Below are 13,436 nucleotides of genomic sequence, written 5' to 3'. Positions count from 1 at the left end.
AATCAAGTTACCAGGCAGGAACTGTACCAGCAGGTATGGTCAGCCCCTATCTCCTCCCTTTCTTAGAAGTACAACGTTTCAGACTATGCACTGCGGAAGCAATGTAAGAAGCTGCAGATCCCGCTGCCAATGTCTGGGCACTGGCAACGCATCAGGGCCGGGAAGCAAGTCCCTATCCCCACACTTCCCGATAGTGAAACGGTAGCGCAGGAAGTAGATTTCAATACCCTTGCCGGTGCGAAGGCAGCAGCTCCTTCTAGCCCCCTGGAGCTTTTGAAGCGAGAAGTCGAACACGACCTGCAAAAGCTTTTGCAGGTACCGCACCGGCTTATGAACCCGGACAAGCTCGTAGCCGCTGCCAAAGCTGACATCGAGGTGCGAACCTCCACATACCGTTTCACCGGGCTGATCAACACCTCGCATGGCAACCTGGAAATAAAGGTTTCCAGGCAGTGTCCCGACCGGACGTATCGCCTGATGGATACGCTCATCAGAGCGCTTCAGGCCAGGGGGCACCGCTGCGTGGTCTGCGGCTCACAAACCTACATCCAAGTCAGAGAAGAGAAGTTTGAGGTCGCTATCCGGGAAAAGCTAATGCGATCAGATGAGATCATGCCCGGAAACTACTCCTACGACTACTCCCCAACAGGTACCCTCGTGCTGAAGATCGGCCCCTCCTGGAAACAAAAAGAGTGGCAAGACGGCAAGATTCCATTGGAAAGCAGGCTCTCTGCCGTCATCGCCTATCTGGAATGGAAAACTCAGAAAGAGGAGGAGTGGCGTCTTGCGTGTCAGAAGGCTGAGGGGGCCCGCTTGGAAAAGGAGCGGGCCCTGCGGGAACAGCAGGCGCGCAAGGAGCAGGAGCTGAACAGCTTTAAGGAACTGCTGCTGCAGGCAAAGCGCTGGCATGAGGCGCAGCTGCTACGGTCCTACATCGCCGCCGTAGCCCAACAAGCTGAGGACACACCTTCTCCCACTCCGCAATGGAGGGAGTGGCTGATCTGGGCCGAGCAAAAAACCGATTGGTATGACCCACAGGTAAACCTTCCCGATGACCTTTTAGAAGAAGTAGACAAAGAGACACTTTCTTTCAGAAAAAAGACGCACTTCTTCTAAGCCGCCACACCACAAGTTTCGTATCGTTATTTCTGACCACAGCAGGCATCCACCAGCCTTCGGCAAAACCGTCTGGCGCTTCCGTAAACTTGCCACCACGTATTCTCACTATCAATATATACTAATTTATTAATCCTCGTATAAATAAGTTTCGACTCCTCCAGGACTGCACCGCCTGAGGCTGGTTCAAGCTTGCCTGGACCAGAGGCCTCCAGACCTGGGAAGTGCAGGCGGAGAGTGAATCTACGATGCCAGATGCGCCATGAAACACCTGAAGAAGTTCCTGACCCGCCTACAGACCTTTCAGCTCCGTGTCACGCAAAGGAAGGTGCGCCAAGGATCCCCTGTTCAAATCAGGGAAGTGGCAGCCTATGACATCCGCCATGAGACGCCCCATGATGCGCCCTCTATCTTCGTGAGCGAGCTCAGGCTTCTCTCCGACCTGGCTACCCTCGACCTCGTTTCCCTTGACACCGCCCAGCTACGTTCGGCCGATGACCTGCTCCAAACGGTGGAGGATCGTTTCAATACCTTTTGGGTAAATTACCACAACTACTCCTCTGATTTCCGCTGGGAGGATTTCCCTTCGGGGTATGTTTTCATGGTCGGCCTGGATAAGCTCTTTGTCGTCCAGAACCTCAGCCCGGTACACTCCCACGTCTTGATTGAGGAGACGTTTGTCGATGACTTAGGTGACTCGGTGAGGCTCAGGGAGTCGTTGCTCGCCTCCCTGAGGCAGCGCATCAACAGTCTGGTTCCTCCTGATCAGGCACAAGGGAATACCCCGTCGTCTCCCCTGTCCAACAAGCGGGTTAACAGCATCCCGCGCTTTGTGGAAGGGATGGCGGAGGAGTTCTTCCACATCCTCAAAGGGTATTTCTCCCCGCAGGACCAGGAACAGTTACTGCCCCTCTTGCGGGAAAACGCCTCCCCTGCCGCCCCGCTCGTTTTCCATGGGAACGGCAATCAGCTGGCAGACGCCTTCAAGCAGCTCTACGAGGCCAACCTCATCGTGGGCTGCCTCAAATCTAACCTCGAGGATTGGATCTCCAGGCACTTCGCCTACGTGTATCGCAAGCGACAGAGAACCCTGCCGGCGGGCTACCTGGCCGCCATCATCTCCTCCAATGCTAAGCCCTGCCAGTCGCCCATCCTGGACGTGCGGAAGCAACCAGACGGTACCTACGCCGTTATCCCGGTGATCCGTACGCAGAAAAACTATAACTCTTAGTAGGATACGAGCAGGATACGGGATTACCTTCTTGTAACCCTGTAAACAATCCATTTACCATTGCAGTGTAAACCAAAACAAACACTGTCATGGATAATTACACGTTCGACCAACTGCCCCAGGCCATGCGCCTGCTCCACGAGAAAATGGACCGCCTGGAACTGCTGCTCACCGAGCACCAGCCCCCGCAGGACACAGAGACCATCTTCAACGTCACGCAGGCCGCTGCCTTCCTCCACCTTTCCGTTTCCACCCTCTACGTGAAGGTCTGCCACCGGGAGGTTCCTTTCAACAAACGGGGCAAGCGCCTCTACTTCTACAAAACAGAGCTGGATGCGTGGGTGCGCAAAGGCCGAAAGAAAACTGTTTCCGAGATTCAGGAGGAGGCGGGGCAACACCTGCTCATCGGAAAAGGAAAAGCCTAACACGCCTTTTCCCACACTCGGCTCTACACATGCTTCCGTGCGGGTGGAAGTGGCAGCCTCCGCGACAGGCTGTTCTCCGCCCGCGCCACATGGCCTGGCGCCTTTGTTACCGGGTGAGTCAGGGCCCCGGCCTAAAGATCTACCCCTTCCAGGGTATGATGTTTCCGGCCTCACATCATAGCTTCTTTCAGCAGTTCTTTCCGATCGGATGGGGCTGCTATTAGAATGATGTGTTTTCATGCTTGCAAACAAGAAGACAAGATGAACATCCGGCAAATCAACGATGAATTAGCCATCACCGACTTCCTGGCAAGACAGGGATTTCAGCCCGCAAGGAAAAATGGCCTGGACTGGTGGTACATCTCCCCGATTCGTGCCCCAGAGCGTACGCCCTCCTTTAAAGTCAACACCCGGCTTAACCGCTGGTACGACCACGGCACGGGCGAGGGCGGCAAGGTCTTCGACCTGGCCATGCGCCTGCACCGCACGGCCTCTATCCGGGAGGTCATTCAGTTGCTTGCATCAAATTCTTTCTCTTCATCCTCGAGCACTTTCCATCCCATTCGCGCCAAAAAAAGTTTAGGTCACGGCAAAAGTCCGGTCAGAGAAACCGACTCTCTCACTACTATCCGGGTGCTGGAGGCAAAGCCAATGGAGGCAGGGAGTCCTCTGTCGGCTTACCTGCAGCACCGAGGTATCTCGATGGGGACAGCAAGCCCCTATTGCCGGGAGGTAAGCTTTACCATCGGCGAGAGGCAGTATGAGGCCGTCGGCTTTGCCAACCGCTCCGGCGGCTATGAGCTGCGCAACAGCTGGTTCAAGGGTTCTTCTTCCCCCAAGGATATCACCTTCATAGATAAGGGGAAAGGTACCGTCTGCCTGCTGGAGGGCTTCATGGACTTCCTCTCCCTCCTTGAACTGCGCCCTCACCTCAGGCACACCTCCAACTTCCTTGTTCTCAACTCCCTGTCTCAGTTGGGCAAGAGCCTGGAGGTGCTCGGCCAGCACCAGAAAGTACTCCTCTTCCTCGACCAGGACCAGCCGGGAAGGCGCGCGACGGAGCGGCTCCTGCGCTCGGAGCCGAACAGCAGGGACCTCTCCTCCTTCTACCTCAAGCACAAGGACGTGAACGCATACCTGGTGGCCCGCAAGGGGCGGGCAAAACAGTTCCGCCTGGGCCTAGGTCATCGGTGAGAAGACTATGGGGAGAGGCTTGTAAGCGTAGGGAGCAAGTTTGTGTTTTTGTCATACAAAAACCTCTCACCGGCCCCTTGGCCTGCCCCGCTGCTCCCGGTGGTCGCAGCAGGGGATGTAGCAAGCACATCAACAGAAATGCAGCATGGAAACAACAAAAGCACAGGTCCCGCAACACACTAGAAAGAAAGGAGGCCGCCCCGCCAAGCGAGTGAAGCGGACGCAGGTGCTGGTCGTGCGCCTGACCGAGACCGAGCGGCTCCTCATCGAGGGCAAGGCCCGGGAGGCGGGCCTGAGCGCCTCGGCCTGGTTTCGGGCGGCGGCCAAGAAGGCGGTGGTCGTGGCGCGTCTGCGCCCCGAGGAGGCAACCCTGCTGCGCATGCTCTCCGGGCTAGCTAACAACTTCAACCAGATCACCCGGCTGGCCCACCGGGAGGGGCTGCTTTCGGTGCAGGGTAAATGCCGCCAGCTCCTGCAGGACATCCATCACATCCTTCAGCAAGTAAGCAGAGATGATAGGAAAGGTGATAGTAGGCAAGAGCTTTAGTGGCTGTGCGCGCTACGTGGTGCAAAAACCCGGGGCTGAGGTGCTGGTAGCTGAAGGTATTCGCACTGAAACCGTTTCGGCCATGGTGGCTGACTTCAATTTGCAGCGCAGGCTAAGGCCCGAGCTGGAGAAGGCCGTGGGCCACATCGCCCTGAACTGGAGCGCGCAGGACATGGCTAAGCTTACTCCTACAATTATGGCGGAACGGGCAAAGGAGTACCTGGAGCGGATGCAGATACGAAACACGCAGTACCTTATCGTGCAGCACCAGGACCGCAGGCACCCGCACCTGCACATCATCTACAACCGGGTGGATTATGAAGGGAAAACTATTTCAGACAAATTCCAGCACAGGCGCAACGCCAAAGTCTGCCGGGAAATGACCGTACAGCATGGCTATTACCTGGCGCCGGACAAGGGGCAGGTGAAACGCGAGCGGCTGAAGGGGGCCGACAAAGTCAAATACGAGCTGCACGACGCCGTGAAAGAGGCGCTGCGAAGTGCTCAAAGCTGGTATGAGCTGGAGCACCTGCTGAAAGCTAAAGGCATCAGCATCAGCTACAAGTACAGGCGGGGCACGGAGCAGGTCCAGGGCGTGAGCTTCCATGTGGGGGAGCTAAGCTTTAAGGGCTCAGCCGTGGACAGGAGCCTGAGCTACGGCAACATCACCAGGCAGCTGGAGCAGAATAAGCAACAGAGCTTGGAGACGGCACATGTCCCTCAGCCAAAGCAAGAAAGTATTGTGCGCCCACAGAAATCAGCTATTGTTCCTCCGTCAGGAGAGAGAAACACGTTGCATGCCTTGGTTGACATCCTTCTCTCCACTGCAACAGCCCAGGGAGATGGGTCACATCACCTAAATGACTATCAATTCAAAAAGACAAAACGCAAGAAAAGAAAAAGGAGGCATCTATGAGACCAGAAGAACTGGAAGAGCGGCTCTCAGACACCGAGCGTGTGTTGGGTCTGCACGCCAAAAGGTTAAAAGAACTGGAGGAACGGGAGGTTCCACAGGCGTCGAAGCCAATACCCCTGCAGTCATCTATTGACTATACCTCCCACTTTGAAGATCTGAAGGCGCTCTTCAAGGAGCATGACATTAGCAAGCACTCGCTGCAGCTCTACGCCTTGATAAAATCTTTTTGGACAGCATACACCAAGCTGCCCAAGGTGCTGCCTGTCCGGCACTACCACCATTTCGAGGACAAGTCGAGGAGCTTTATCATTGGTGGGTTTATGCTTTTACTTGCAACCGCTGTCTCTGTCGGGCTGTGTTTTAGCCTGCATCAGGAGAACAGCAGGCTGCAGGAAAACAGCATCAAGTATGAGATGCTTAAGCAGGCCTATCCTGAGGTGGCACTTTGGGCGGACTCCACATATCGCAGTGATCCCGAAGGGGCTGAAAAGTACGTAGAGCTGTTGGTGGGTACGGAGGGCAACAAACAAAAGTAAGGCCACCTGTAGAAGAGTCACCTGATTCATTCAAGGTTCTCCCGGACAGTTACGCCTTCTGTTGCTGTTTTAGGATTTCCAACTTCTCCCGCTCGCTGGCCAGCAGGCGCTCGTAGAGTTTCTTGTTTTCATCCATAACCTCAATGAGTTTGTCTAGGGGGTTAAAGGTGCATTGGTTAAAATTGCCTTTACCAGCAGAAGCATGATCATGCATATGCTCAATATGAAACATATCTCCATCCTCCCTAAAGTTTTTGATTGCTTCTGCAGTTACTCCAAGTGCGCCAGCAATTTTATTCAGCATCGCATCATCCACCTCCTCCTCCTGCTCAATGCGGGAGATGTTCTGCTGGGTCATGCCCAGTTCACTGGCTAAAGCGGATTGCTTCACTCCCAAAGCGGTCCGCATTCTTCTCACGTGGTCACCCAGATGGATCGGTCGTTTTCTTTCTGCTGTTTCCATACATTAATATACTAAAAAATGAGCAGTTTAGCAATAGCTTTCTAATGTAATAAACAATCTTGTTCGTGTTTAATACGAGCCACAAAATTAAACTTAATTTTTAGCTACGCCACTAATAAGGGGAGCTACTATGTGTATAAAACAGGCCATATAGCTTGCGTTGGTAAAACAAAGTTTAACGACATGAATACCCCTACACCTTAATATATGAATATATTTCTATATATTAGCACTAATGATCGCTATAGTAAGCTTAGCCATCCCCGACTTTTTGGACTGTGATTAAGAAAACAAACGAATTTAAGAGCCCCCATGTACGACATCATCGGAGACATTCACGGCCACGCCGACGCCATTAAGCAACTGTTGCAACAGCTAGGCTATGAGAACAGCAAAGGCTACTACAGCCACCCAAAGAGGAAAGCCATCTTTGTGGGCGACTACATCGACCGGGGCCCCAGTATCAGGGAGACGCTGGAGATAGTGAAAGTCATGGCAGACAACAACACAGCGATCGCGCTGATGGGCAACCACGAGTTCAACGCCATCCTCTACAACACAAAGGGAGCCGACGGGAGCTATCTGCGCGAGCGTACAGAGAAGAACACGCAGCAGCATGCACGCACGTTGGAGCAGTTTGAGGGAAAGGAAGACGAATATCGCGCCTATATCGAATGGTTTAAGTCACTCCCCCTCTTTTATGAAGAGGAAAAACTGCGGGTGGTACACGCCTGTTTGGACGAGGCGCACATACAGTACCTACGCGACACACTCCCGGAGGGTCGCCTGACAGATCAGCTGCTGCAGAAACAGTACATGCAGAACAGTAGGCTCTATGAAGCTTTGGAGGTGACGCTCAAGGGAAAGGAGCTGCAGATGCCCGAGGGATTGTTCTTCCACGACAAGGACGGGCACCGCAGGTCCGATCTGCGGATCAAGTGGTGGCTCAGCCCCGAAAACGTCACCTACCGGCAGTACAGCGTGGAGGCCTACGACTCCCTTACCGATGCCCCCATTCCGCCATCCCTGACCGCACACAGCAGGCCTTACGCTGAAAGTGAGAAGCCGGTGTTCTTCGGCCACTATTGGCTGCAGGGCGACAAGGAACTGAGCGTGTACGCGGCAAATGTGTGCTGCGTGGACTACAGCGTGGCTAAAGCGGGCAGACTGGTCGCCTACCACTGGAATGGAGAGCAAAGCCTATGTGCCTCTAACATGTACCACGCAATACCTGAGAGTGTATAGGTATGGCCCTACGTATTAACTTCGCTGACTACAAAAGCTCCCCCCTCTCCTGCCCTGCCTGCGGCTGGAAAGGAGAGGGCAAAGACACCTGCCAGAACGCCGGCGGCACGGTCATGGACCTGGAGTGCCCCAATTGTTTCAAAATGCTGGCCATTATCAGCTTTCCAACTTACCAGGAGACACTGAACAGGGGAAGCGAGGCAGACAGGCAGGCGGCGCTACGGGAGATAAACTTCAGGGAGAAATTCAGACGCATGAGCCTGAAGAACCCTGACGAGCTGCCGGACATTGAAGGCAGCACCATCAGCTTCACCTTCCGGTCCGTCTCCATCAAAGGCGAAGACTACAGCATCATAGAGCACCAGGAACAGGAGATATGGCGCGAGCCGATGGTCTGGGAAGGCTACGGGCGCTTCTTAGAGATCGGGCGCATTCTAAAGGCTAGGTACGGGGCACGCATGGTGGACCTAGTGCCAGACGAAACGGCAGAGACCTTTCTATACGGTGACTGGTTGCAGGCGTCGGACCTTATCACTGCCTTTAGGCAACAGCTTAGAGTATAGTTTTTACATACTTTCAGAAAGTACTAAAACAATTGTTGAATTGAGCAAGCTTGTTGATGCTACTTAAGAAGGTAGAGAAAACTTGTAATAGTATCGAAATAAGCACAGACATAGAGGAATATGGCAACTAAAGTAATTGACAAAAATGAGGCCCGGCTTCCGTTTTTTGGTGATAAGATGAGCTTTGTAACAGGCTTAGACCCTTTAGGATTACAAAACCCTTCTGCTCAAGCTTATTCATACCTCCTCCCTGGTCTTAACAATGTTACCGGTCGGATTAGAAACTACAGCTTCTATTGTTGGCTTCTGGCTGAGTACGCAAAGCGAATTAAGAGCTCCGACCCTAAGGAGCAGAAAACTTTTATTCGTAAGGCTGAATACATCATTGCCCTGATTGCAGCTAAGTCCGGAATTCTTGGTATATCCGGAAGCCTATACGCCACTCACAGATTAAATGAAAACTTAGCTGAGTTTAATCTGAATGCAGGCACTTACAATGCTGATGGCTCTACGGTAGGCACTTACTGGCAATATGGTTCGGGTGTCTTCGGTCAGTATTATATAGGCTCATTACGTCAAATTGGTTTGATTGAGGAACCTATAAATGACAAAGGGCAGCCAATGGGTATTTATAGAAGAACTGCAAAGCGGGAGAATCAAAAAGTGAGTGGTGAGGAAATTGCAGCTGCTTTCGATAAAAACATATCAGGCCCCAATAAGCAGCTATTCTTTAACTGCTTAGAAAAGGGAACAATTGATCATGATCAGCTAATTGATCTAACGCCAGACTTCAACATGGCACAGATCAGGCCAGATACAGAGGAAGCACGGCTCCTTTTACTGTTACTCCTGGATGTTGATGAACCATTAACAGTAAAGGAACACCCTGAGAGCATGCGTAAAGAAACATTGCTCCATGTGCTGCGCTTAGCTAATGAACTCGAAAACACAGTAGGAGCCCGTTTATTTACTATGCACGCCTACGAGGTAAAAGGGCGACATGAGAACACAACTGATGCCTCTTTAAGCGGATGGTATTATTACCAATTCAATGAGTACTGGCAGTTCGCCTGCACAGCCATCTTTAATGGTCTTCTTGATTTTCTTGATGAATTAGCTGGTCCAGGTTGGAAGCCGGTGCATGAGTTAATTCAGCAAGCTTCAGATACTATTATCGAGATTTTAGTTAATAAAGATATGCAGGAAGCCACTTCAGCCACCATATCATCTATTAACACGTCTGCATTTTTACCTGAAAGAAAGTTGTATTCTGAAATTGAAGCCACCCAAGGCATTGAAAGAGTGATTTCAGGCTTTCTCCTAATCTGGAAGATGTATGACAAGAATAAGGAAAACCTAGTATGGCTTTGGGATTATACTAAGAAAAGAGATATAGGTGGAGGAAATGATGTATTGTCTTTTTATCGAGAGTATGACTGGTATAAAAACTCTTCTATAAAAAGCTTTGTGGAGGATTTCCTCCTTAAAAGGATTATACAGAGACACCAAAAGGTAGCTTATCACAAAATGGGCAATGGATCTCAGTCTACCCAGAAGTTTATTATAGAAGAGAATTATATTCGAAAGATCGGAAATTTTGGTCCGGGTTTTACAGGGCCCAGAGTAGGGAATCTTATAGCTTTCCTTCAGGACTTACACCTTTTAGATGCCAATCGGCAATTAACAGAATTTGGTGAGCTAGTTCTAATTGAAAACAACTGATGGTTATAGATAGACAGAATGTTTTAGACCTGATTGGCAAGAACAAGCACAAGTACTCTTCGTGTATAATCACTTGCTACACATTTGATTTCACCTTCTTTGAAGAGCGTGTCATTCCCACACTTCGCCTTTCAAACATCAAGAACATCAACGTTTTTCTTGATGGGAAACACTTAGAGTAGACATTGGAAAATGTAATAGGTGATGAGTTTAAGACACATAAAACTTATAGCCTCACACCTATTTACGAAACAGGAGTCTTTCACCCGAAGATCATGCTGTTAACAGGGGTAAAGCACGGACTCCTCATCATCGGTTCAGGGAATTTGACTTCCTCAGGATTAAGCACGAATGATGAGGTCTGGGCAGCCTTTCACTTAAACTCCTTGGAGAGTTTAAATGCTCCGATTTTTGCGGATGTATGGCATTACTTTCAGCCATACTTACAACAGGCTAAAGGGTTTAACAAGCAAAAAATAAGCTGGATTAACCAGTATGCTGCCTGGATAAATGAGCTCGACAATCCGACTCCCACATCTTTTACCAAAATCAATAACGAGCAGGAAGTAAAGTTTTTAGCCAATAAACTTGGCGGCTCTATCTACAAAATTCTGAAAGACTATTTGCCACAGCAAAGGATAAAGCGGCTAACAGTAATTTCTCCTTATTTTGATGACAAGGCTAAACTGCTGAATCAGTTCAGAAGTGATTACTCTATTGATAATATACTATGTATCAGTGACAGTCAATTCGGACTCCTACCTAATAAGGCCAGTACTGAACTGTTGGAAGAGATCATGTTCTACGACTGGAAGGATTGCTTGGAGAACTTTGACAAAAGATTTAACAGGCTGCATGCTAAGATGTTCCACTTCGATTATGATAACGAGGAGTACTTGTTGTTGGGCAGCCCTAATGCCACCATCCAAGCCTTTGGCGGCCCAACTTCATCAGCTAAAAATGGCGAAGCTGCCTTACTACTGAAAAGACAGAAGAAAGGGAGTAACCTGCTTGCAGAACTCGGTATAAGCACATTAAAAGCCACACCACTAAACATTAGCATATATGCCAGACTAGCAGCTAACAGAGGGGACAGTATTGCGGCAGCGAAATGGAAATACAGAATTATATATTCAGAAAGAAATGGTTCTAAACTGACGATTCATCTTCAGCGGTCAACCTCAGAGGTACTGGAACTGCAAGTGCTTGATGTACATAATACAGTAATCGAAAAGCATACTATAGAAGCTGGGGCGAGAGAAGCGACGGTTAATCTCCTACTACCTGATGATGCATTTAGATTGTGTCTGTTCTATGATAATAAACGCGTATCTAATTTTGCCCTCATTCATAATGTAGCTTATCAGGCTAAATGCAACCCAGACCCTAACCAGGCTGAACTGAGTCAAATTATCGAAGGTCTATCAAGTGATCCTGACAATGATCTTTACATAGAGCTTCTGAAGCATGCTGACTATAATTGGGTAGATGATGAACTAGCTGATGACACTGATATATCAGGGGGAAGATTACCTAAAAAAGGATCTAGTTTCCAGGTTCCCAAACAATATGGAGTTCTTTCAGAAGAGCAGTTTAATCAGTTATCATCCGTTCAATCTTTAGAAATTGAACTAATGAGTAATCCGAACATCCAAATTGCTGACATTTTAAAACTTGTCTCTAAAGGACTAGCCTCTCAGCAAAATGAAATACAGGAAAACGAGGAAGAAGCTCTTGCCAGTGAAGACCTTGATTTACAGTCCGGACATGGAAAAGAGGTTGTAGAATCACCAAAAATCAGGGTTAGAGGAGGAAAAGAACAAAGAGCTATCAACAAACATGTTACAAATCTTTACAGCTTCTTTAGTCAGGAGTTAAGCTCTTTATTCGAAAAGAAAACATTAGTAGATACACCTAAAAGGCTTATTAAGTTAAAGGTTCTGTCTAACATGTCTATCATGTTAGATCTTCTCTATATATTTCATGGTAAGGCCTTTACCATATACAAAACAGAATTTGGTGTGCTGTCAAATAAAAAGTTCGGTGATCAGATTGCAGACATAGAGAAAAAGTATAAGCTGATAAGATTGAAGAAAGCCGACCCTACTAATTTTAATATAGTTTACTATGAAGTTGACTTTGCTTTGTTTTCAAATTTAAAATCAGACCTGCAGGCTTTAGACAAGATTCTCTTAATACAGCAGGAAGAGTACTCTCCAATTCCACACAAAATACCCTACATTCTAGAAGGTTATTCTTACACAACACATGGTTCCGGATTAAAAGCAGATTTGATCGAAGTATTGGGTAGCTTCTTAATATGTGCAAATACAGGGTATCAGCACTACGGGTATGAAGTTTATGATGACAAAGTATCGTCATACCGGATGGACATCTTTGAAACTGCTACTTTTCTGATCCTAAATGTAAGCTGGAAGGAAGACGAAGAGGTTTACCGAGATATACTACTACTGGACCTTTTGAACTTTGTATGTCCTATGGGCTTGCAGAGTGATGAAGCTAAAACTGTCATAAGTAGTTTGCATTCATTTTATGAGAGAGCAGCACATAAAGGAACTCAGTTTCATCAGAACCTGAATTACTTTAAACATGAGATTCTCTCGAGTTATAACCTTTGGCGCCAAAGGTTTGAGGAAAACAGGCAGCAATTGATAAGGGAAACTTCTACTATTCGACTAGGTTCATTGGTTTATAGTAGCAGCTTAGGCTTCGCTGCTTTGAGACAGGCAGGTAAAGATTTCATTGTATTGAAAAAACCAGGGCTGTTGTGGGATGATGTAATGGGGGAGCTACTAATAAAGGTTTTCTATCCTCAAACTAAACTAGTCACTTACGAGCAGCAAAACATTAAGACACCTTTAGAACAAGAAACCATTGCAGACACTATTAGATAAAATCAGCATTATAGACTATAAATATGAAAAGCTGCGAGAGCAAAACGACTTTAACATTTTTAGTCTGCTACTTAATAAGCATGACGAGGTAAACCTGCACTCTAATTTTATTGCTGAGCTACTGGATCCTGAAGGCTCTCATAAACTGGGGAGAAAATTTCTGGATCACTTTCTCACGCTATGTGGTGTAGAACCGACAAAATTCAACCAGCCTGAAGTATACAAAGAGTACAGGAAAATTGACATCCTGATCCGCAGCAAGGAGCTTACTATCATCCTGGAAAATAAAATATGGGCTGGCGACCAGGATAGGCAGTTACACAGGTATTACAATACCGTTGTAAAAGAGGGAGCCGAAAATATTCGTATCATCTACCTTTCATTAGATGGCAAAGAGCCCAGCGGAAATAGTTTGGGAGATAAATCAATGACAATCTAAACAATCTGCTGCTGACGCTATCATATGGTACAGATATAAGAAATTGGCTAGGACACTGCATAAAAGAAGCAGCTCTTAACCCATCTCTAAGGGAAACAATCATCCAATACAAAAACTTAATTGA

The 13,436-nt window shown here is 48.5% G+C and carries 13 protein-coding genes; 12 read left to right on the top strand and 1 reads right to left on the bottom strand.

Annotated features, from left to right (window positions below; all coding sequences use genetic code 11):
• Positions 1-273 precede the first annotated feature (273 nt).
• From A3841_RS09585 to A3841_RS09555, 7 genes are all read left to right on the top strand, one after another.
• Positions 274-1,116, top strand: coding sequence for a hypothetical protein (locus tag A3841_RS09585; RefSeq protein ID WP_139307928.1), 843 nt, complete (start codon positions 274-276; stop codon positions 1,114-1,116).
• 262 nt (positions 1,117-1,378) lie between these two features.
• Positions 1,379-2,347: a hypothetical protein gene (locus tag A3841_RS09580; RefSeq protein WP_073852105.1), complete on the top strand. Its 969-nt coding sequence runs from the start codon at positions 1,379-1,381 to the stop codon at positions 2,345-2,347.
• Positions 2,348-2,436: 89 nt separating this feature from the next.
• A complete protein-coding gene (locus tag A3841_RS09575) occupies positions 2,437-2,772 on the top strand; it encodes a helix-turn-helix domain-containing protein (RefSeq protein WP_073852104.1) in 336 nt (111 codons plus the stop codon).
• A gap of 261 nt (positions 2,773-3,033) precedes the next feature.
• Positions 3,034-3,966 (top strand): toprim domain-containing protein, encoded by a 933-nt coding sequence (locus tag A3841_RS09570; protein ID WP_073852103.1) that lies wholly within the window; start codon positions 3,034-3,036, stop codon positions 3,964-3,966.
• A gap of 145 nt (positions 3,967-4,111) precedes the next feature.
• Positions 4,112-4,513 (top strand): plasmid mobilization protein, encoded by a 402-nt coding sequence (locus A3841_RS09565; protein ID WP_073852102.1) that lies wholly within the window; start codon positions 4,112-4,114, stop codon positions 4,511-4,513.
• Positions 4,479-5,429 (top strand): relaxase/mobilization nuclease domain-containing protein, encoded by a 951-nt coding sequence (locus A3841_RS09560; RefSeq protein WP_073852101.1) that lies wholly within the window; start codon positions 4,479-4,481, stop codon positions 5,427-5,429. The genes A3841_RS09565 and A3841_RS09560 overlap by 35 nt, the downstream gene beginning before the upstream one ends.
• Complete coding sequence (locus A3841_RS09555; protein ID WP_073852100.1) at positions 5,426-5,965, top strand: hypothetical protein; 540 nt, start codon at positions 5,426-5,428, stop codon at positions 5,963-5,965. Before A3841_RS09560 ends, A3841_RS09555 begins: the two co-directional genes overlap by 4 nt.
• Before the next feature lie 49 nt (positions 5,966-6,014).
• Here the strand turns inward: A3841_RS09555 and A3841_RS09550 are convergent, their stop codons facing one another.
• Positions 6,015-6,428 carry a helix-turn-helix domain-containing protein gene (locus A3841_RS09550; RefSeq protein WP_073852099.1) on the bottom strand — a complete coding sequence of 138 codons (414 nt, stop codon included), beginning with the start codon at positions 6,426-6,428 and terminating at the stop codon, positions 6,015-6,017.
• Between the two features lie 312 nt (positions 6,429-6,740).
• On the opposite strand from A3841_RS09550, the gene A3841_RS09545 reads away from it, so the two are divergent.
• The 5 genes from A3841_RS09545 (at position 6,741) to A3841_RS09520 (ending at position 13,312) form a co-directional block, all read left to right on the top strand.
• Positions 6,741-7,673, top strand: a complete 933-nt coding sequence (locus A3841_RS09545) for a metallophosphoesterase (protein ID WP_073852098.1) — start codon at positions 6,741-6,743, stop codon at positions 7,671-7,673.
• Positions 7,674-7,675: 2 nt separating this feature from the next.
• Positions 7,676-8,236 (top strand): hypothetical protein, encoded by a 561-nt coding sequence (locus A3841_RS09540; RefSeq protein ID WP_073852097.1) that lies wholly within the window; start codon positions 7,676-7,678, stop codon positions 8,234-8,236.
• Between the two features lie 120 nt (positions 8,237-8,356).
• The gene (locus tag A3841_RS09535) at positions 8,357-9,958 is read left to right on the top strand and encodes a hypothetical protein (protein ID WP_073852096.1); all 1,602 of its coding nucleotides are present in this window, start codon (positions 8,357-8,359) and stop codon (positions 9,956-9,958) included.
• A gap of 185 nt (positions 9,959-10,143) precedes the next feature.
• On the top strand, positions 10,144-12,873 hold the full coding sequence (locus A3841_RS09525) for a phospholipase D-like domain-containing protein (RefSeq protein WP_073852094.1): 2,730 nt from the start codon (positions 10,144-10,146) through the stop codon (positions 12,871-12,873).
• The gene (locus A3841_RS09520; RefSeq protein WP_073852093.1) at positions 12,854-13,312 is read left to right on the top strand and encodes a PDDEXK-like family protein; all 459 of its coding nucleotides are present in this window, start codon (positions 12,854-12,856) and stop codon (positions 13,310-13,312) included. Before A3841_RS09525 ends, A3841_RS09520 begins: the two co-directional genes overlap by 20 nt.
• Positions 13,313-13,436 lie beyond the last annotated feature (124 nt).

Source organism: Pontibacter flavimaris (genome assembly GCF_001907195.1).
GTDB classification, from domain to species: domain Bacteria; phylum Bacteroidota; class Bacteroidia; order Cytophagales; family Hymenobacteraceae; genus Pontibacter; species Pontibacter flavimaris.
The sequence above is the reverse complement of the archived record's forward strand: the minus strand, read 5'-3'. Positions and strand labels throughout refer to the sequence as shown.

Coding starts and splice junctions, on each gene's coding strand:
- A3841_RS09580 (WP_073852105.1), top strand. CDS start 1,379: ATGAAACACCTGAAGAAGTTCCTGACCCGCCTACAGACCTTTCAGCTC.
- A3841_RS09575 (WP_073852104.1), top strand. CDS start 2,437: ATGGATAATTACACGTTCGACCAACTGCCCCAGGCCATGCGCCTGCTC.
- A3841_RS09570 (WP_073852103.1), top strand. CDS start 3,034: ATGAACATCCGGCAAATCAACGATGAATTAGCCATCACCGACTTCCTG.
- A3841_RS09565 (WP_073852102.1), top strand. CDS start 4,112: ATGGAAACAACAAAAGCACAGGTCCCGCAACACACTAGAAAGAAAGGA.
- A3841_RS09560 (WP_073852101.1), top strand. CDS start 4,479: ATGATAGGAAAGGTGATAGTAGGCAAGAGCTTTAGTGGCTGTGCGCGC.
- A3841_RS09555 (WP_073852100.1), top strand. CDS start 5,426: ATGAGACCAGAAGAACTGGAAGAGCGGCTCTCAGACACCGAGCGTGTG.
- A3841_RS09550 (WP_073852099.1), bottom strand. CDS start 6,428: ATGGAAACAGCAGAAAGAAAACGACCGATCCATCTGGGTGACCACGTG.
- A3841_RS09545 (WP_073852098.1), top strand. CDS start 6,741: ATGTACGACATCATCGGAGACATTCACGGCCACGCCGACGCCATTAAG.
- A3841_RS09540 (WP_073852097.1), top strand. CDS start 7,676: ATGGCCCTACGTATTAACTTCGCTGACTACAAAAGCTCCCCCCTCTCC.
- A3841_RS09535 (WP_073852096.1), top strand. CDS start 8,357: ATGGCAACTAAAGTAATTGACAAAAATGAGGCCCGGCTTCCGTTTTTT.